At 71.8% G+C, this 17415-nt stretch carries 21 protein-coding genes; 10 read left to right on the top strand and 11 right to left on the bottom strand.

Features of this window, described 5'->3' with window-relative positions:
- Window positions 1-79: 79 nt before the first annotated feature.
- The 6 genes from EL288_RS12360 (at window position 80) to EL288_RS12335 (ending at window position 5437) form a co-directional block, all read left to right on the top strand.
- Window positions 80-1468 (top strand): sigma-54-dependent transcriptional regulator, encoded by a 1389-nt coding sequence (locus EL288_RS12360; RefSeq protein ID WP_015063841.1) that lies wholly within the window; start codon window positions 80-82, stop codon window positions 1466-1468.
- Window positions 1469-1543: 75 nt separating this feature from the next.
- Window positions 1544-3310 (top strand): thiamine pyrophosphate-requiring protein, encoded by a 1767-nt coding sequence (locus EL288_RS12355; RefSeq protein ID WP_033467018.1) that lies wholly within the window; start codon window positions 1544-1546, stop codon window positions 3308-3310.
- A gap of 48 nt (window positions 3311-3358) precedes the next feature.
- Window positions 3359-3592, top strand: a complete 234-nt coding sequence (locus tag EL288_RS12350; RefSeq protein ID WP_003811341.1) for a hypothetical protein — start codon at window positions 3359-3361, stop codon at window positions 3590-3592.
- 105 nt (window positions 3593-3697) lie between these two features.
- Window positions 3698-4042 carry a DUF883 family protein gene (locus EL288_RS12345; protein ID WP_003811342.1) on the top strand — a complete coding sequence of 115 codons (345 nt, stop codon included), beginning with the start codon at window positions 3698-3700 and terminating at the stop codon, window positions 4040-4042.
- Window positions 4043-4235: 193 nt separating this feature from the next.
- Window positions 4236-4979, top strand: coding sequence for a BON domain-containing protein (locus EL288_RS12340; protein ID WP_010926659.1), 744 nt, complete (start codon window positions 4236-4238; stop codon window positions 4977-4979).
- A 14-nt stretch (window positions 4980-4993) separates the two neighbouring features.
- Window positions 4994-5437, top strand: coding sequence for a PRC-barrel domain-containing protein (locus EL288_RS12335; RefSeq protein ID WP_015063838.1), 444 nt, complete (start codon window positions 4994-4996; stop codon window positions 5435-5437).
- Window positions 5438-5487: 50 nt separating this feature from the next.
- Here the strand turns inward: EL288_RS12335 and EL288_RS12330 are convergent, their stop codons facing one another.
- On the bottom strand, window positions 5488-5976 hold the full coding sequence (locus EL288_RS12330) for a DUF421 domain-containing protein (RefSeq protein ID WP_003811345.1): 489 nt from the start codon (window positions 5974-5976) through the stop codon (window positions 5488-5490).
- Window positions 5977-6027: 51 nt separating this feature from the next.
- Entirely contained in the window at window positions 6028-6312 is a 285-nt protein-coding gene (locus tag EL288_RS12325) for a hypothetical protein (protein WP_225665623.1), read from the bottom strand.
- Window positions 6313-6584: 272 nt separating this feature from the next.
- On the opposite strand from EL288_RS12325, the gene EL288_RS12320 reads away from it, so the two are divergent.
- The 3 genes from EL288_RS12320 to EL288_RS12310 are packed head-to-tail and all read left to right on the top strand — an operon-like array spanning window position 6585 to window position 8532.
- Window positions 6585-7271, top strand: a complete 687-nt coding sequence (locus tag EL288_RS12320) for a PIG-L deacetylase family protein (protein WP_225665624.1) — start codon at window positions 6585-6587, stop codon at window positions 7269-7271.
- Window positions 7272-7327: 56 nt separating this feature from the next.
- Complete coding sequence (locus EL288_RS12315) at window positions 7328-7927, top strand: hypothetical protein (RefSeq protein ID WP_033461617.1); 600 nt, start codon at window positions 7328-7330, stop codon at window positions 7925-7927.
- Window positions 7876-8532: a DUF4142 domain-containing protein gene (locus EL288_RS12310; protein WP_225665625.1), complete on the top strand. Its 657-nt coding sequence runs from the start codon at window positions 7876-7878 to the stop codon at window positions 8530-8532. Before EL288_RS12315 ends, EL288_RS12310 begins: the two co-directional genes overlap by 52 nt.
- A gap of 4 nt (window positions 8533-8536) precedes the next feature.
- Here the strand turns inward: EL288_RS12310 and EL288_RS12305 are convergent, their stop codons facing one another.
- The 5 genes from EL288_RS12305 to EL288_RS12285 all read right to left on the bottom strand — a co-directional run bounded on the left by EL288_RS12305 (window position 8537) and on the right by EL288_RS12285 (window position 13800).
- Window positions 8537-9544: an SDR family oxidoreductase gene (locus tag EL288_RS12305; protein WP_126621945.1), complete on the bottom strand. Its 1008-nt coding sequence runs from the start codon at window positions 9542-9544 to the stop codon at window positions 8537-8539.
- A 70-nt stretch (window positions 9545-9614) separates the two neighbouring features.
- The gene (gene ligD, locus EL288_RS12300) at window positions 9615-12089 is read right to left on the bottom strand and encodes a DNA ligase D (RefSeq protein ID WP_033461619.1); all 2475 of its coding nucleotides are present in this window, start codon (window positions 12087-12089) and stop codon (window positions 9615-9617) included.
- Between the two features lie 18 nt (window positions 12090-12107).
- On the bottom strand, window positions 12108-13034 hold the full coding sequence (gene ku / locus EL288_RS12295; RefSeq protein WP_010926655.1) for a non-homologous end joining protein Ku: 927 nt from the start codon (window positions 13032-13034) through the stop codon (window positions 12108-12110).
- Between the two features lie 49 nt (window positions 13035-13083).
- Complete coding sequence (locus tag EL288_RS12290) at window positions 13084-13407, bottom strand: DUF883 family protein (protein WP_003817524.1); 324 nt, start codon at window positions 13405-13407, stop codon at window positions 13084-13086.
- Window positions 13408-13467: 60 nt separating this feature from the next.
- Window positions 13468-13800, bottom strand: a complete 333-nt coding sequence (locus EL288_RS12285; protein WP_003811357.1) for a four-helix bundle copper-binding protein — start codon at window positions 13798-13800, stop codon at window positions 13468-13470.
- A 90-nt stretch (window positions 13801-13890) separates the two neighbouring features.
- On the opposite strand from EL288_RS12285, the gene EL288_RS12280 reads away from it, so the two are divergent.
- Entirely contained in the window at window positions 13891-14190 is a 300-nt protein-coding gene (locus tag EL288_RS12280) for a hypothetical protein (protein WP_003811358.1), read from the top strand.
- Here EL288_RS12280 and EL288_RS12275 read toward each other — a convergent pair.
- The 4 genes from EL288_RS12275 to EL288_RS12260 form a co-directional block, all read right to left on the bottom strand.
- Window positions 14176-15201 carry a DNA topoisomerase IB gene (locus EL288_RS12275; protein ID WP_033458745.1) on the bottom strand — a complete coding sequence of 342 codons (1026 nt, stop codon included), beginning with the start codon at window positions 15199-15201 and terminating at the stop codon, window positions 14176-14178. The two genes, EL288_RS12280 and EL288_RS12275, sit on opposite strands and share 15 nt — an antisense overlap.
- Window positions 15198-15377, bottom strand: coding sequence for a hypothetical protein (locus EL288_RS12270; RefSeq protein ID WP_003811361.1), 180 nt, complete (start codon window positions 15375-15377; stop codon window positions 15198-15200). Before EL288_RS12270 ends, EL288_RS12275 begins: the two co-directional genes overlap by 4 nt.
- Before the next feature lie 116 nt (window positions 15378-15493).
- Window positions 15494-16249 (bottom strand): alpha/beta hydrolase family protein, encoded by a 756-nt coding sequence (locus EL288_RS12265; RefSeq protein WP_010928665.1) that lies wholly within the window; start codon window positions 16247-16249, stop codon window positions 15494-15496.
- Window positions 16236-17381, bottom strand: a complete 1146-nt coding sequence (locus tag EL288_RS12260; RefSeq protein ID WP_003811364.1) for a DUF3182 family protein — start codon at window positions 17379-17381, stop codon at window positions 16236-16238. The genes EL288_RS12265 and EL288_RS12260 overlap by 14 nt, the downstream gene beginning before the upstream one ends.
- Window positions 17382-17415 lie beyond the last annotated feature (34 nt).

The following is a 17415-nucleotide window of genomic DNA, read 5'->3' as shown; positions in this document are numbered from 1 at the left end:
GGTACTTCACTCATGCACACTGACTGCACGGCAGGGCGGCTGGCGGCGCCGTGCGCAATTCTTGCATTGCGGGGGAACGATGCCTCACTTGCTGATCGTTGACGACGACGATGCGGTACGCGAAAGCCTGGTCGAGATCGGCCGCGAGCACGGCTATACCGTGGCGCAGGCCGGCACGGTGCGCGACGCGCTGATCCAGGTGGAACGGCAATTGCCGGACCTGGTGCTGACCGATGTGCGCCTGCCCGGCGCCACCGGCATGGACCTGTTCTCCCGCATTTCGCATGCCGGGGTCGAGGTGGTGGTGATCACCGGCTACGGCAGCATGGAAAACGCCATCGAAGCGCTGCGCGCCGGCGCCACCGATTACCTGGTCAAACCCATTTGCATGGAACGCCTCGAACAGATTCTTGCGCGCGTGGCGTCGGCGGGGCAGGACGGCGACTGGGACCCCTCCCAGCCGTTCCAGCAGGACGGCCGCTTCGGACGCCTGGTAGGGGCGTCGGCGCCCATGCAGGCGCTGTACCGCCAGATCTCGCGCGTGGCGCCCACCGAGGTCACGACGCTTCTGATCGGCGAGAGCGGCACCGGCAAGGAACTGGCCGCGCACGCGGTGCACGAGCTCAGCGCGCGGCGCGCCGGCCCCTTCGTGGCGGTCAACTGCGGCGCGATCTCGCCCAACCTGATCGAGAGCGAACTGTTCGGGCACGAACGGGGCAGCTTCACGGGCGCCGAGCGCCAGCACAAGGGCTATTTCGAACGCGCCGACAACGGCACGCTGTTCCTGGACGAAGTGACCGAAATGCCGCTGGACTTGCAGGTCAAGCTGCTGCGCGTGCTGGAGACCGGCGCCTTCATGCGGGTGGGCACCAACCGCGAGATATCCTGCAGCGTGCGGGTGGTGGCCGCCACCAACCGCAGCCCCGAGCAGGCGGTGCGCGACGGCAGGCTGCGCGAAGACCTTTATTACCGCCTGAGCGTGTTTCCCATCGAGTTGCCGCCGCTGCGCGAGCGCGGCGACGACCTCGCCATGCTGGCCGAGCGTTTCCTCGACGGACTGAACCGCGAGTACGGCAAGAGCAAGCGCTTCGCGCCGCAGGCGCTGCAGAGCATGGCGGAGTACGCCTGGCCCGGCAACGTGCGGGAACTGAAGAACTTCGTGCGGCGCGCGTTCATCCTGGCCGAATCCGACACGCTGGACGCCAGCGCGCTCACGCCGCAGATCTCGCCCAGCGACGCGGCTGGCGGCGGGCAGGTGATCGTGCCGGTGGGCTCGACGCTGGCCGAGGCGGACCGGCGTCTGATCCTGGCCACCTTGCAGCGTTGCGGCGGCGTCAAGAAACAGACCGCGGCGATGCTGGGCATCAGCGCCAAGACGCTCTACAACCGGCTGGAAGAGTATGGCGAGGCAGGACCGCCGGACGCCGCGGCCAACGAAGAGGGAGCAGCCCCGCGCGCGCAGCACTGAGACCCGCACGGGCATGGCACATGCTGACCCGCCAGCCAGGCGCCCCAGGGGCGCCGGCACTTTTCGGGGGCAGGCATGGAAACCGTATCGGACTTCGTACTGGAGCGTCTCGCGCAATGGGGCATCCGGCGCATCTTTGGCTATCCTGGCGACGGCATCAACGGCCTGATGGGCGCATTCGGGCGCACGCGCCAGCCGCTGGAGTTCGTGCAGGCCCGCCACGAGGAGATGGCCGCCTTCATGGCCTGCGCGCATGCGAAGTTCACCGGCCAGGTCGGCGTCTGCATGGCGACCTCGGGGCCGGGCGCGATCCATCTGCTCAACGGCCTGTACGACGCCAAGCTGGACCACCAGCCCGTGCTGGCGCTGGTGGGCCAGCAGGCGCGCCGCGCGCTGGGCGGCGACTTCCAGCAGGAAGTCGACCTGGTTTCGCTGTTCAAGGATGTCGCGCACGACTTCGTGCAGCAGGCCGCCAGCGCCGAGCAGGCGCGGCACCTGGTCGACCGCGCGCTGCGCATTGCGCTGGAGCGGCGCTGCGTGACCTGCGTCATCCTGCCCAATGATGTGCAGGATCTGCCGGCGGTGCGTGAACTGCCGCGCGAACATGGCAGCGTGCCGACCGGCATCGGCGTCACCTCGCATGCGGCGGTGCCGCCGGATACGGCGCTGCGCAATGCCGCCGACATTCTCAATCGCGGCGAGCGGGTCGCCATCCTGGCCGGCGCGGGCGCGCTGGAAGCGGCCGAGCCCTTGCGGGCGGTCGCCGAGCGGCTGGGCGCCGGGGTCGCCAAGGCCTTGCTGGGCAAGGCCGCCTTGCCCGACGCCTTGCCCTACGTGACCGGCGCCATCGGCCTGCTGGGTACGCAGCCCAGCTGGGAGATGATGAACGAATGCGACACCTTGCTGATGGTCGGCACGGCCTTTCCGTACAGCGAGTTCCTGCCGCGCGAAGGCCAGGCGCGCGCGGTGCAGATCGATCGCGACGGCCGCAACCTGAACCTGCGCTATCCGGTGGAAGTGGGCCTGGCCGGCGACAGCCGCCAGACCCTGCAGGCCTTGTTGCCGCTGCTCGAGAACAAGCCGCGGGCGCGCTGGCGCGAACGCATCGAAGCGTCGGTGGCGCGCTGGTGGCGTACCGTCGAGGCGCGCGCCATGGTGGACGCCTCGCCGGTCAACCCGCAACGCGTGTTCTGGGAGCTCTCGCAGCGCCTGCCGGACCGCAGCATCGTGACGGCCGACTCGGGCTCGGCGGCCAATTGGTATGCGCGCGACGTGAAGCTGCGCGAGGGCATGATGGCGTCGCTGTCGGGCGGGCTGGCCACGATGGGCTGCGCCGTGCCTTACGCGCTGGCGGCCAAGCTGGCCTATCCCGAGCGGCCGGTGGTGGCGCTGGTGGGCGACGGCGCGATGCAGATGAACGGCATCAACGAGCTGATCACCATCGCCGACCGCTGGCGCGCCTGGGCCGACCCCACGCTGGTGGTCCTGGTGCTGAACAATGGCGATCTCAACCTGGTGACCTGGGAGCAGCGCGTGATGGGCGGCGATCCGCGCTTCGAGGATTCGCAACGCCTGCCGCCGTTCGCCTATGCCGATTACGCCCGCATGCTGGGCCTGCATGGCTTGCGCGTGGAGCGCGCGCAGGATCTCGGCGCGGCCTGGGGCGAGGCGCTGACCGCCGGCCGCCCGGCGGTGCTGGAAGTCATGACCGACCCCGAGATGCCGCCGCTGCCGCCGCACATCCCGGCGCGCCAGGTGCGCGCCTACGTGCAGGCGCTGCGGGCGGACCCGGCCGGTGGCGCGGCGCTGCGCGCCACCCTCAAGCAATGGTGGGCCGGCTGAGGCCGGCCGACATGCCGTTTTCTTTCCGCCATCAGCAGGAGCCGCATCATGAAAGCATCGAACGATACTCCATCGTCCAAACCGTCCGCGCCACGCCGCGACGAGGCGCCCGCGCCCAGAAAGCCGCGGCCGCGCGTAGAGCAGGCCGACGGCAGTCCGGGCGAGTCCGGCGCCATCGCCAACCCCATGCCAGGGCTGAGCCCGCAGAACACGCCGGGCATGGATCGCTGGTCCGACAACGATTTCGAGGCGGTCTGGCGGCGGGCCACGCGGGAGCTGTGACAGGGACCGCAACGGCCGTGCCGCGGGGCGGCACGCGACTTGCGCACTGCGGCCGGCGAGCGTTCGCCACCTCGGCGGCGCCGGCATTTTCTGCAAGGAGACGTCATGCATGCACATACCGAAGACCGCGCCCGCATGCGCGAATCGAAACAGCAGGTCAAATCCGGCCTGCATGAATTGATCGCCGGCGCCGAGGCGCTGCTGCGTTCGACCGCGTCGTACGGCGGCTCCGAACTCGAGTCGGTGCGCGACCGGCTCAAGCACCAACTGGAAGCGGCGCGCGACCAGGCCGGCGGCTGGGAACGCAGCGCCGTCGAGCGCTACCAGCGCGCCTCGCGCGTCGCCGACGGGTACGTGCACGAGAACAGCTGGAAGCTGATCGGGGTGGCCATCGTGCTGGGCGCGCTGCTGGGCGCCTGCGCCATGTCCGACCGCGGGCGCAGACGCTAGCGTCCCGGACAGCGCCCGGCTACAGCGGATTGCGTACGCGGCTCTCGTTGCGTGCTTCGCGCACGCCTTGCCCGCCTTCGCGCCAGGCCGGGCAAGGCCGGCACAGCACTTGCGCGCCGCAGCGGATACGAAGCCCGGCGGCGCGCAAGTGCTGTGCCGGCCCGATCCGCAACCCACAACGCAGGAGAAGGCGATGCGTAACGACAACCGACGCCAGCCGCCGTATGGCGACGACGATTTCGGCCCCCATGACGAATTCGAGCGCGACTTCCGGCTGGGCGGCCGCGACGTCCGGCAAGGCAGGCCTTCGTGGCATGGCAACGACCGTCCCGAAGCGCAGGACTACAGTCGCGGCAGCGGCCGCTGGGGGGCCGAAGAACCGGACTACGGCCGTCCCTACGGCGAACGCCCCAATCGCGCAACGGGCGGCCAGCCGAACCGCCGCGGCCCGCAATACGAGCAGGGCGGACCTTATCCCGGCACGCGCCGCGCGCAATGGAACGAACCGATCACCAGCCGCAGCGCCGATCCGGGCCAGAGCAGCTATGGCGGGTTCCGCGACGAGGACCCGCGCTGGCAGCGGCAGCAATTCCATGACGGCCCGCTGGCCGGCGACTACGGCGGCTACCACGGCGACGGCGGCGAATGGGCCGGCCTGGCCGGCGCCGGGCACCGCGCAGGCAGCCGCCGCATCCTGCCCAAGGGCTACACCCGCTCGGACGAGCGCTTGCGCGAGGATGTCTGCGAACGCCTGGCGCACAGCGGCCTGGATGTCAGCGATGTATCGGTCTCGGTGACAGACGGCCAGGTCGAACTGAGCGGGACGGTAGCCCGCCGGCGCGACAAGTACGCCATCGAGAACTGCGCGGACGACTGCCTGGGCGTGGCCGACATCGACAACCGCATTCGCGTCGTCGCGCCCACGAACGCGCCATGAACAAGGAGCCGGACATGGACATCTCTTCCCGACAGGCGCCGCTGGCCGCGGCCGCCGCAGCCAGCGGGCCGACGCGCATCGTCGGCCGCGCAAAGTTCAGCGCCGTCGGCCCCGGCCCGCAGATCATGGCCGCCGACACGCTGGAGGGCAACCGCGTGCTGAACCCCCAGGGCGAGCATCTCGGTTCGGTGCAGCACATCATGATCGACGTGCCGCAAGGCCGCGTCGCCTACGCGGTGCTGTCGTTCGGCGGCGTGCTGGGCATGGGCGACAAGCTGTTCGCGCTGCCCTGGAGCGCGCTGGTGCTGGATACCGACCATAAATGCTTCGTGCTCGACATCCCCAAGGAACACCTCAGGCAGGCTGGCGGCTTCGACAAGAACGACTGGCCGGGCATGGCGGACAAGCGTTGGGCCGAGGAGCTCTACGATTATTACGACCAGCGGCCGTACTGGTAGGCCAGTCCTGCCGGCCGACGCCGGGACGGCCGCGCCCGGCGCCGGCCTGCTCAACCGTGCCGGCGCAACGCGCTGATGTTGCCGTCGGGTTCCATATAGGCGCGGTGTACGTCGTCCAGGCTGTCGTAGCCCTTCAGGCGCAGCTCGCTCATCAGTTCGGCTTCGGTGATATATTCGCGCCGCATATTGCGCCGCTGCAACTCGCCGTCGCGCACCAGGCAGACCGTGGAGGGCGCCAGCACGCGGCCCACCGCGGGCAGGAAATAACTGGCGCGGTCGATGGCCACGGTCCAGCCCACGATGGTCAGCAGCAGGATGGCGCCGTCGGTGACGGACTTGTATTCGCCCGCCATGGCGTTTTGCGCCGCGTCGGCGATCAGCACCAGCACCAGCATGTCGGCCACGCCCAGGGAGCCGATGTCGCGCCGTCCCGCCAGCCGCAACAGCGCCAGCAGGAACCAGTAGATCAGCGTTCCGCGCAGGAACAGCTCCAGAGGCGGTACGGTCAACGCGAACACGCCGTTCCAGTCCACGTCCATGATGCGCTCCTGTGCAGGCCTGGGGCCGAAGTGGATTTTCTACACGCCGGGTCAAGGCTGGTCCGGCGGCCCGCCGTTGCGCACGGAGTCGGGGCGATGGCGGGAAACCCCGGCATGTCCGGCGTCGGTCTGCGTGTCGGGCGCGATATCGGCGCCGTCGGGCGGTTGCCGGTCATACTCGACGCCGGGGCGCTCGCCGGTGCCGCCGGTATCGCTGTCGGTCTCGGCCGCCGCGTCGGGCAGGTCGCTGGCGGAGTCCGATGAGTCGCTGGGGCCCAGGCCGGGGCGGGGCTCGGCATCGGGAGGGGAAACGGGCCAGAGTGAACGCTTGGGCACGATGGCTCTCCGGAGTGGGGGATGCCTCATGCCCTGCAAGCGGCGTGCCTGCGGCGCGGCGGCGCCCGCCGGCTCGCGCGGGCGCCACGGGCACGGCGTTTGCGGCCTGCGCACTCGTTCAGGAGCTGCGATCATGTTCGAGCAATACTCTCACTCCGCCCGACGGGCAGTGCGCCCCGTTCCACGGGCCATCGGCGCGACCCGTGTGCGCGCCGTCGATGGACCATGGAGCGGGATGGCGCCGGCTTGTCGGCCCTGACCCGGGCACGGCCATGGCGCAACGCCTGCTGGTGGTGTCCCCGCATTTCGACGATGCCGTATTCAGTTGCGGCGGCCTGCTGGCGGCCACGCCCGGCGCCACGGTGCTGACGGTGTTTTCCGGCGTGCCCAGCGTCGCCGCCGCCTTGCCGGACTGGGACCGGCGCTGCGGTTTCGAACGCGCCGACCAGGCCATGCAGGCGCGCCAGGCGGAGGATCGCAACGCGCTGGCCGAACTGGGCGCGTCAGGCCTGGGCCTGGACCTGCTCGACAGCCAGTATCCGGGCAGCGAAGCGATGCTGGCGCGGCTGCCCACAGTCCTGGCGGCGGCCGTCCAGTCGATCAGGCCCGGCGCCTTGCTGATTCCCCTGGGTCTGTTCGATGAAGACCATGTGCGGGTGGCCGACGCCGCGCTGGCGGTGCGCGGGTTGTTCGATGGCTGCGACTGGCTGGCCTACGAGGAGGTCCTGTACCGGCGCCGCCGCGGCGCGGTGCAGGCACGGCTGACCCAGTTGCACGGGCGCAAGGTGTATGCCACGCCGGTGGCCCTGCCGGGCGATGCCCGCGGCGCCAGCAAGACGCGGGCGGTGGCCGCCTACCACAGCCAGCTCGAACCCTTGGGACTGGTGCCTGGGCATGGCGACGATGCGGCCCCGGAGCGCTACTGGCGCCTGACCTGGCCCCGGCCGGATGCCGGATGAGCACCGCGGGCATGCCGCTTGCGGGCCTGGCAGCCCCGGATACAGGAGGACGGACCATGTCGATGATCGTCGCCGCCCGTTTCATGACTTTCGATGCCGCCGCGGCCGCCGCCGGGCGCTTGCAGGCGGCAGGCATTTCGCAGGAAGATATCCATACGTTCTACGTCAACAGCGCCGGCGCGCACGACCGCTACCCATTGGGCGGGGACCGGCGCGCCGACCCCGATGCCGGGCCGGCGCAGTACGGCGCCATCACGGGCGCCGCGGTGGGCGGGCTGGCGCTGGGCGCGATCGCCGGCGTGGTGGCCAGCGCCCTGGCGGCCACTTCGCTGGCGCTGGTCGCGGCGGTGGGCGTGGGCGCCTATGTGGGCGCGCTGTTCGGCGCGCTGTGGGTGGCCGGGCGCGGCCGCCGGCCGTTGCGGCCGGCCACGGCCAGTCCGGCAGCCAGCCCGCCGGGCGCCGACGAACACGCGCCGGTGCGTCATGCCGGCGTGATGCTGGCCTTGCATGTGGACGGTGTGCAGGCCGAACGGACGCTGGCCCTTCTGCGCGATGCCGGCGGCCAGGATCTCGAACGCGCCCAAGGGCGCTGGGTGGACGGCAAATGGGAAGACTTCGATCCCTTGCAACCGCCGCAACTGGCGGCCGGCGGCTAGCCCTGGCCGCCCGTTGGCTGGCCGGCCTGCTGTGCCTGGGGATATGGGCGGCGCAGGCCAGCCCGGCGGCCGACGAAGCATGGCTGCGGCGCGCCGCGCAACTGGCGCAGACCTCGGCGCAAGCCGCCGCGTTGGCGCGGCAGCACGGCGCCAGCGGCGACGTCCAGGCCTATGCGCGCCAGGCGGCCGCCCGGCTGCAAGACCTGGGCCGCGAACTGGCCGACGTGGCGCACGCGCAGGCGGTGACGCTGCCGGCCGGCCCCGACGTGACGCAACGCACCCATTTGCAGGAACTGGCGCAGCAGCGCGAGGCCGCCTTCGACCGGATGTACCTGCATTGGGCCGGCGTGGCCCTGGGCGAGGAAACGCTGCGGCACTACCGGCAGGCGGCCGACGAGGCGCAAGCGGCGCCGGTGCGGGAGTTCGCCGTGCATACGCTGCCCATGCTGCAGAACCTGCTGCAAGACGCCCGGCGGCTGGCCCGGCCGTCGCCGCAGGCCGAACCGCGCAAGCTGCCGCCGGGCGGCCCGGGCGAGCCCGCGCCGCCTTCGCCGGCCTCGCCGAGCGCGCCGCCGTCCATCGACGCCACGCGCCCGGGCCGCTAGGGCCTTACTCGCCCGGGGTGCCCGTCACCGGCAGCACGATGCCCGTGATGTAGCTGGCGCAGGCCGGGCTGGCCAGGAACACATAGGCGGGCGACAGTTCCTCGGGCTGGGCGGCGCGCTTGAGCGCGGTCCTGGCGCCGAAGTCCTTGATCTGCCCGGGCGCCTGGTCGGCGGGGTTGAGCGGCGTCCACACCGGCCCGGGCGCCACCGCGTTGACGCGGATGCCGCGCTCGGCCACATTGGCCGCCAGCGACCAGGTGAAGGCATGAATGGCGCCCTTGGTGCTGGAGTAGTCCAGCAGCGTGGGATGGCCGCGCAGGCCGGTGACCGAGCCGGTGTTGACGATGGTGGCGCCTTCCTTCAAGTGGGGCAGCGCGGCGCGCGCCATGTGGAAGTAGCCGTAGATATTGGTGCGGAAGGTTTCGTCCAGGCGCTCGTCGGTGATGTCCTGCAACGACGAAGCGTGCTCCTGGTAGGCGGCGTTGTTGACCAGGATATCCAGCTTGCCGAACTCGCGCAGCGTGCGCGCGACGGCCTCCTCGCAGAAGACCGGGTCGCGCACGTCGCCGGCGATCAGCAGGCAGCGCCGGCCTTCGGCCTGGACGTGGCGGGCGGTTTCCCGGGCGTCGTCGTGCTCCTGCAGGTACACGATCGCGACATCGGCGCCCTCGCGCGCATACAGCACCGCGACCGCGCGTCCGATACCGGAGTCGCCGCCGGTGACCAGCGCGGCCAGGCCTTCCAGCTTGCCGCTGCCGCGGTAGGCCGGCGCCAGGAACTGCGGCTGCAGCGCCATGTCGGCTTCGTTGCCGGGTTTGGCCAGATGCTGGCGCGGCATGGGCGGTTCGGGATGGTCGCGCGCGCCGGTGCGCGGCGCCTCGCCTGGCCGGCCTGCCGCGGGCTTGCGTTGGTCGCGCTGGTCTTGCTCGCGCTGGATGGCGCGCTGGCGTTCGGCGGTCCGGTCGGCGGCCTGCCGGGCCTTGGGGGAAGCGTCGGATGGGGTCTTGGGCATGACGGGGCTCCTGATGCGTGACTGCGCCGCGAGGCGCGGCGCCGCCGATCAGCAACGCGCATGCCTGCGGTCAATCGCGCGGCAGCCGCGCCTGCATGCGCGAACCCAGCGTGCGCCGGCTGGCGGCATAATCGGCCCAGGGGTCGGGCTTGCGCCGGGCCTGCTCCAGCGCGTTGGCGATGTTCCAGCGCGCGCCGCGCAAATCGTCGCCGGCGTCCAGCGCGTCCCAGGACAGCGGCATGGAAACGGGCGCGCCGTCGCGCGCCCGCGCCGAGAACGCGGCCACCGCGGTGGCGCCGTTGCCGTTGCGCAGGTAGTCCACGAAGATGCGCCGTTCGCGCCGGGCCTTGGCCATGTTGGCGGTGAACCGGTCGGGCAGGGCCACGGCCAGCTGGCGCGCCAGCGCGCGCGCGAAATCCTTGACCGTGTCCCAGGGCTGCGTGGGCCGCAGCGGCGCCACCAGGTGCAGGCCCTTGCCGCCGGTCGTCTTGAGAAACGGTTCCAGCCCGACTTCCTGCATCAGCAGGCGGGCCATCTGCGCGCCTTCGACAATGGCCGGCCACGCCACGCCGGGGCCGGGGTCCAGGTCCAGGGTGATCCGGTCGGGCGTGTCGGGATGGCGGGTATCGGCGCCCCAGGTATGGAACTCGATGGCGCCATACTGCACCAGCGCGATCAGGCCGGGCAGCGATTCGATCACCAGGTGCCCGCCGTCGCGCCGCACGCCGGCAGGCAGCGACTGGCTCAGGTGCTTCTGAAAGAAGCAGGTCGTGCCGGCGCCGTCGGGACAGCGCAACAGGGCCACGCGGCGCTGGCGCAGGTGCGGCAGGATATGCGGGCCGATGGCCGCGTAGTACTCGGCCAGCTGCAACTTGGTGTAGTCGGGCTCGCGATAGGCCAGCCGGTCCGGATGCGAGATACGCACGCCGGCCACCTCGGCGCGGCCATCGCCGGCGCGGCGCGACGGCGTGGCGGCCTTGGCCGCCGGCGGCCGCGCGGCCACCTCGCCGCGCACTTCGCTGGCGGGCTTGTCGGCGCGCAGGCCGGCAAACGAAGCCTGGCGCAGCAGGCCGTCGCGCGTGATGCCCGCATAATTCACTTCGGCCACCAGCTCGGGGCTGACCCAATGTATGGCGGCGTCGCCGCGGCCGCGCGGCACGTCGCCCGAAAACGGCTTGGCATCCTGGCGCAGCGCCGCCAGCCGCTGGCCCAGCGTGCGCAGCGTGGCCGCGCCGAAGCCCGTCCCCACGCGGCCCGCATAGCGCAATTGGCGGCCTTGGCGCAGGCCCACCAGCAAGGCGCCCAGGTGGCGGCGCGCGCCGGCCGGTTCGGTATAGCCGCCGATGACGAATTCCTGGCGCGGGCGGCACTTCAGCTTCAGCCAGCCTTGCGAGCGGCCGGACCGGTAAGGCGCGTCCAGGCGCTTGCAGATCAGGCCTTCCAGGCTCAGCCGGCAGGCTTCGTTCCAGGCCGCCTTGCCTTCGGTGTCGTCGGCCACCGGCAGGCGTTGCGTGAGCATCAGCGGCGCGTCCTCGGGCACCTCCCGCAGCAGGTCCTCGAGCCGCTCTTGCCTGGCTTGCAGGGGCAGGGCGCGCAGGTCCTCGCCATTCCAGAAGGGAAGGTCGAACGCGACGAACACCAGCCCTTCGGCCTGGCCGTCCAGCGCATTCTGCAACAGCTGGAAATCGGCCACGCCGCGTTCGTCGAGCACGACGACCTCGCCGTCGAGCCAGCCGCGCCCCAGCTTCAGCGCGCCCAGCGCGCGCGCCAGCGGCGCCATGCGAGCCTGCCAATCCTCGTTGCCGCGGCTGACCAGGCGCACGCCGCCGGCCGAGCAGGCCGCCAGGATGCGGTAGCCGTCGTACTTGACCTCGTACGACCAGCCCGGCCCATGCGGCGGGCTGTCCACCAGCGTGGCCAGCTGGGGCGCCAACGTGCGCGGCATCGCGGCGCGGCGCCCGCGCGGCGTGGCCGCCGGGGCGTGCTCCGGGGCGGGCTCCGGGGCGGGCGGCGGGGTGGCCGGCGCGCGTTCGGCGTCATCGCCCGGCACCGCCGCCTCGTCGTCTTCCTTGCGCAGCAGCCATTGGTCCTGCTCGCCGCTCATGCGCACCAGGACCCAGTCGCCGGCAAGACGCCGGCCGCGCAACGCGAAATGCAGCTTGCCGCGCCGCAAGCCCTGGCGCGGATCGCCGCGCGGGATCCAGACGCCGCTGTCCCAGATGTCGACATGTCCGGCGCCGTACTGGCCCTTGGGAATGTCGCCGGAGAATCCGCCATACTCGAGCGGATGGTCTTCCACATGCACGGCCAGGCGCTTGACGGAAGGATCGCGCGACGGGCCCTTGGGCACCGCCCAGCTCACCAGCACGCCGTCGATTTCGAGACGGAAATCGTAATGCAGGCGGCGCGCCTGATGGCGCTGGATGACGAAGGACAGGCCTTCGCTTGCGCGGGCGGCCGCGCGCGGGCGCCGGGCGGCGCCGGCCGGTTCGGCGGTGGCGCGGAAATCGCGCTTCTCGCGGTACTGCCGCAGTGGCTGTGTCATGGGCGCGGTGCCCTCCTGTCAGGCCGCCTTGCGGGCCGGGGCGCGCCGCGCGGGCGTCTTGCGCGCCCGCTTGGCGGCGGCGCCCTTGGCCGTGGCTTTGCGGGCCGGCGCGGCCTTTTTCGCCGGGGGCGCGGGCGCGCCGGCGCGCCGCTTGCCGCGCTCCAGGCTCTGTTGCAGCATGGCCGCCAGGTCGATGACCTTGGCGCTGGCGCGCGGCGCGGCTTCGCCCGGCTCGGCCAGCTCATGCGTCTTGCCGGCGCGCACTTTCCTGTCGATGGCGGCCAGCAGGTCGTCGCGATAGGCGTCGCGGTATTGCGCGGGGTCCCACTTGCACGTCATGTCGTCGAGCAGGCGCATGGCCATGCGCAGTTCGCGCGCGCCGGGCCTGTCGTGCGTGGCCGCGTCATCCAGGCCGAATTCCTCGGCCGGCACGATCTCGTCGGCGTAGCGCATGGTGACCAGCATCAGCACCTCGCCCACCGGCATCACGGCCGCCAGGTGCTGGCGCGTGTGCAGCACGACCTGGGCAATGCCGATGCGGCCGCTGTCGCGCAGGGCGCGGTGCAGCAGCGCGTAGCCTGGCCCGCCGCGCCGGTCGGGCGCCAGGTAGTACGGCGTGTCGAAGTAATACAGCGGTACTTCCTCGGCCTTGACGAAGTCGAGGATCTCCACGGTCTGCGTGGCGGCGACGTTGGCGCGGGCGAAATCCTCGTCGTTCATGTAGACGTATTCGCCTTTCTCGTATTCGTAGCCCTTGACGATATGTTCGCCATCGATCGCGCGGCCGGTGCGCTTGTTGATGCGCTGGTAGCCCACCGGCGCATTGTCGCGCCGGTCGATCCAGTCGAAATCGAGCCGGCTGGGGCGGCTTGCCGCATGGACCACGATGGGCACGTGCACCAGCCCGAACGCGATCGCGCCTTTCCAGACGATTCTGGCCATCATGCCTCCTTGTCGGGACGGCAGGCTCAGCAAACGGCGTGCCCGTGCCAGGTCAGCGTCGGCACAGCAGGGCGCCGACCAGCATGCCCACGCCAGCCGCGACGCCAACCGCCTGCCAGGGCCGCGCATGGACGAACTCGTCGGCGCAGTCGGCCGCTTCGCTGGCCAGGCTGCTGGTGGTGTCGGCAAGCTGGGACCAGGCTTCGCGCGCCGCGTCCAGCTGTTGCCGCAGGCGGGCCTTCAGTTCTTCGATATCGGCGTATTGGGGATCGTCCAGCGTGGCGTGGATTTCATCGAGCCAGCGCTGGCGCGCGCCGGCGGACATGGGCGCGGTCGGGTCGGCGGGGAAGTTGGCGGGGCGCTTGGAAGTAGGCATGGCGGGCTGCTCCGGTTGGGGGAAGGGGTTGGGGCGGGACGAAGCCGGTGGGGCGTGGCCTCAGGGCCGGGCCATGGCGCGGCAGGCGCTGGCGCAGGCATGGCAGGCCGTGGCGCATTCCTGGCAGTGGCGCGGCTCGTGGCGGGCGCACTCGTCGCCGCACACTTCGCAGATGCGCGCGCACAAGGTGCACATGTCTGTAGAAAATTCGCTTTCGCGCGCCATCATGGCGGCGCACAGGCGGCAGGCGGCGGCGCAGTCCAGGTCCAGCGCGATGCAGCGGGCCATATCGGCGCCGTGGCCTTCGCGCAGGCAGCTGCTGGCGCAGTAATCGCACGCCGCGGCGCAACGGCCGCAGGCCTGCAGGCATTCGACAACGTGAGTATTGAGCATGACCATCTCCTGGGGGCAAACCACGCATGCCGCAAGCGGCGAGCCTGGCGCGCCGCGCTCAGACTTGCTTGCAAATGGAGACCAGCCGTGATGGCGGCGCGCCGCGCCGCCCACTACCATGCACTGTACGCAATCTCTTGCGCGAGGTGCAAGATGTCCAAGCCCAAACCCGCGCGCGGTGCCGACGCGCACGATGATCCGTCACTCGATCAAGCCAAGGTGCTGCCGCCGCGCGGCCCGGTGCTGGTGCCCAACCTGCCGCCCAAGCCGCCGGCGCGCGCGCAGGCGGACAAGCACGGGCCGGCGGTGGACAACCAGACCGAGTCCAACTGGGCCGATGGTGCGGCGCCGCAGCCACGCGCCAGGAACGCGCGCTCATCGATCTTCTGAGTGCGGCCAGGCCGCCACGAAGGCCAGCAGGCGGCGTTCGTCGGCGGCCAGCCCGCGCGGCCCGGCCGGCGCGGCGCCGCCCGCCGGCAAGGCGCCGTCCAGGTAGGCCTGGACGATGCCGGGATGGATGTAGCAGGCGCGGCACACCGCGGGCGTGTTGGCCAGGCGGGCGGCCACCAGCTTGACGACCTCGACCACGGCCGCGCGGCGCGCCGCGGCGTCCGTGGCCGGCCAGCGCACCAGCAGCGCAAGCGCCAGCGCCGAGGCGGCCCAGGTCCGGTAATGCTTGGCGGTGAAATCGCCGCCGCCGGCCTCGCGCAAATAGGCGTTGATCAGTTCCGAGTCCACCGGGCGCGGCTCGCCGTCCTCGTCCAGGTAATGGAGCAGCTGTTGCCCGGGCAGGTCCAGGCAGCGCTTGACCACGCGCGCGATGCGGCGGTCGCGTACGGTGACATCGTGCGCCACGCCGCTCTTGCCGGTGAAGCGCAGGCGCAGCCGGCTGCCCTGCAGCCAGGCATGGCGGCGCGTGACGGTGGTCAGGCCGAACGAGCCGTTCTCGCGCGCGTACGCGCGGCTGCCGACCCGCGCCAGCGTGGTTTCGAGCAGGCGCACCACCGTGGCGGCGACCTTGTCCGGCGCCAGGCCGCGGCTGGACAGGTCGCGCGCCACGCGGCGCCGGATGCGCGGCAGGGCGCGGCCGAACTCGCGCAGCTGGCCGTACTTGGCCGCGTCGCGCCAGGCCCGCCAGTCGGGGTGGTAGCGGTATTGCTTGCGGCCGCGGGCGTCGCGCCCGGTGGCCTGCAGATGGCCGTCCGCGCGCGCGCAGATCCACACTTCGCGATAGGCGGGGGGGATGGCCAGCGCCGCGATGCGCGCCAGCGTGGCAGGGTCGCGTACCCGGCGGCCGTTCGCATCGTAGTAGGCGAACTTTCCGCCGGGTAGCCGGCGGCGCGCCAGGCCGGGACGGCTGTCGTCCACATAGCGCAGCGCGGCGGGCGCCGCGGGGCTCACGAGCGGCGCGCGCCCTGGCCCCGGTTGCGTTGGCTGGACTGATCCTGGTTGCTGCCTATCTGCGATACATGGCCGTCCTTCTTGGTGCGTGCCTGCTGGCTGCCGTGGCTGCGCTGCGCTTCGCGTTGGGTGTCGTCATCCTGCTTGCGGTCCTGGGACGTGGGGGTGGGTTTCATGGTCTAGGGCTCCGGGTTGCCCGCCGCGCGCCGCAGGGCGTGGTAATGCGGCAGGCGTTGCAATGGGTTCATGGCGTCTGCGTGGCCAGTGGGCGGCAAGCGGCGTGCCCGCGCGCTCAGGCGGGCCGGCCCGCGCCCACCCGCGCGCCCACCACCATTTCGGTGGCCCAGTTCAGCAGGATGGACGAATAGGCCTGCTGGCAGCGCTTGTCGCTCAGCGCGTGGTCGGCGCCGTCGACGATGCGATGGGTCAGCGAGTGGGAATGCAGGAACGCGCCGCGGTAGCTCATGATGGTCGAGTGCGGAATGTAGTCGTCGTGCTCGGCCTCCACGATCAGCACGTCGCCGCGAAACGACGAGCAGGCGCTCAAGGCGCGGTTGCCCTCCGGCGCCACGGTGGCGTGCCGGTAGGCGGAGATGGCGGCGCGGTCGAGCTGCAGCTTGGGCTGGGCCCATTCGTCATCGCGGTACAGCGCCGGCACGTGCAGCGCCAGCCAGCGCACCGCGCGCAGCGTGGTCAGGATGGCGGCCAGATAGCCGCCATAGCTGCTGCCCACCACCGCGATGGCGGACGTATCGACGGCTGGGTGGGCGATCAGCGCGTCATAGGCGGCCATGATGTCGCGCAGGCTGTCCTCGCGCGTGACCTGGCGCCGCTGCGCCTCGGTGGCGGCATGGCCGCGCAGGTCGAAGGTCAGGCAGATGCAGCCCAGCCCGGCGATGTCGCGCGCGCGGCTCAGGTCGAAGCGCTGGCTGCCGCCCCAGCCATGGACGAACAGCACGCCGGGCAGCTTGGCGCGCGGCGTGAGCAGGGTGCCGGCCACCTGCGTGTCGAACACGGGGATCGTGATGGTTTCGCTATGTGTCGTCATCGTCCGTGCCGTTGTCTTGCGTCATGCCGCCGGCCTTGGAAATGAAGCCGACCTCGGCGTCGTGGGCGTGGAATACGATGCGCGTGCCGGGCGGGTGCGCCGGGTCCGGACCGTAGTGTTCGCTGGTGGCGGCGTGCGCGCGCCGCAGGCCGCCATCCTGCGCGAACGCGCGCAGCGCGGCGATCTCGGCCAGGCTGGCCCCGCCGGCCCGCCACGATTGTTCCAGCACGCCGGTGCGCCAGCGGCCCTGCGCATCGCGGCCGCGCGCCACGTCATAGTTGCGGCGCGACGCGTACAGGCGCGGATAGCAGGCGAACGCCTGTTCGTCGTAACGCATGGCATGCTCCAGCGCGGCGCGCCGCGGCGCGTCCAGTTCCAGCTGCAGCAGGGCGGGCAGGGGACCCGGCACGAACCACAGGTCCGAGCCGCCGTAGACTTCCAGGCCCGCGTGGTCCAGCGTCAGCGACTGCGTGCCGATATAGCTGGCCAGATGGACGCCCACCTGCGCCACGCCGACGCTGTAGGTCGAGATGTCTTCCAGGTGTTCCTCCAGCACCAGGCCATAGCGGCGCACCTCGCCGGCATCCTGTTCGGCCAGCGCCTGGTCCAGCGCCGCCGCGTCGGCGACCTTGCGCTGGCCGCGGCCGGCGGTGGCGCGCACCGGCTTGACGCGCAGCGCACCGGTGCGCAGCATCCGCGCGCCGGCCTGGCGCGCCTCGTCCAGCGCGAAGACCGTGCAGCCGGGCAGCACGCAGTCGGACAGCCGCGCGCCCAGTTCGCGCGACCAGGCCGCAGGGGCGGCGCAGCCGTCATGCGGCAACGCATGGGTGATCGCCTTGGTGGCGACGAAGCCATGCGGCGCGACGCCGCCGAACAGGTCGTCCGGGCCCTGGATGCCCAAGGCCAGCGCGCGGCCGTCCAGCAGGGTGCGCGCGGGTACGTAATACACGCGCAGGCGCGGGTCGCGCGCCGCCGCAGGCAGCGCGTCGGCGTACTCGCAGCCCAGCAGCTCGGCGATGTCCCGGCCCAGCGCGCGCAGGCTGGCGCGCTCGTGGCGCGGCGCGTCGCGCCGGCCGGGATGGGCGACCACCAGATCGACGGGACGGCGCGGTACGGCGGCGGCAGGGTTCATGGGCGGATCCGGAAGCGGGAACAGCGCCGCAGCA

It is taken from the genome of Bordetella bronchiseptica, from assembly GCF_900636925.1.
GTDB lineage: Bacteria > Pseudomonadota > Gammaproteobacteria > Burkholderiales > Burkholderiaceae_B > Bordetella > Bordetella pertussis.
The sequence above is the reverse complement of the archived record's forward strand: the minus strand, read 5'-3'. Positions and strand labels throughout refer to the sequence as shown.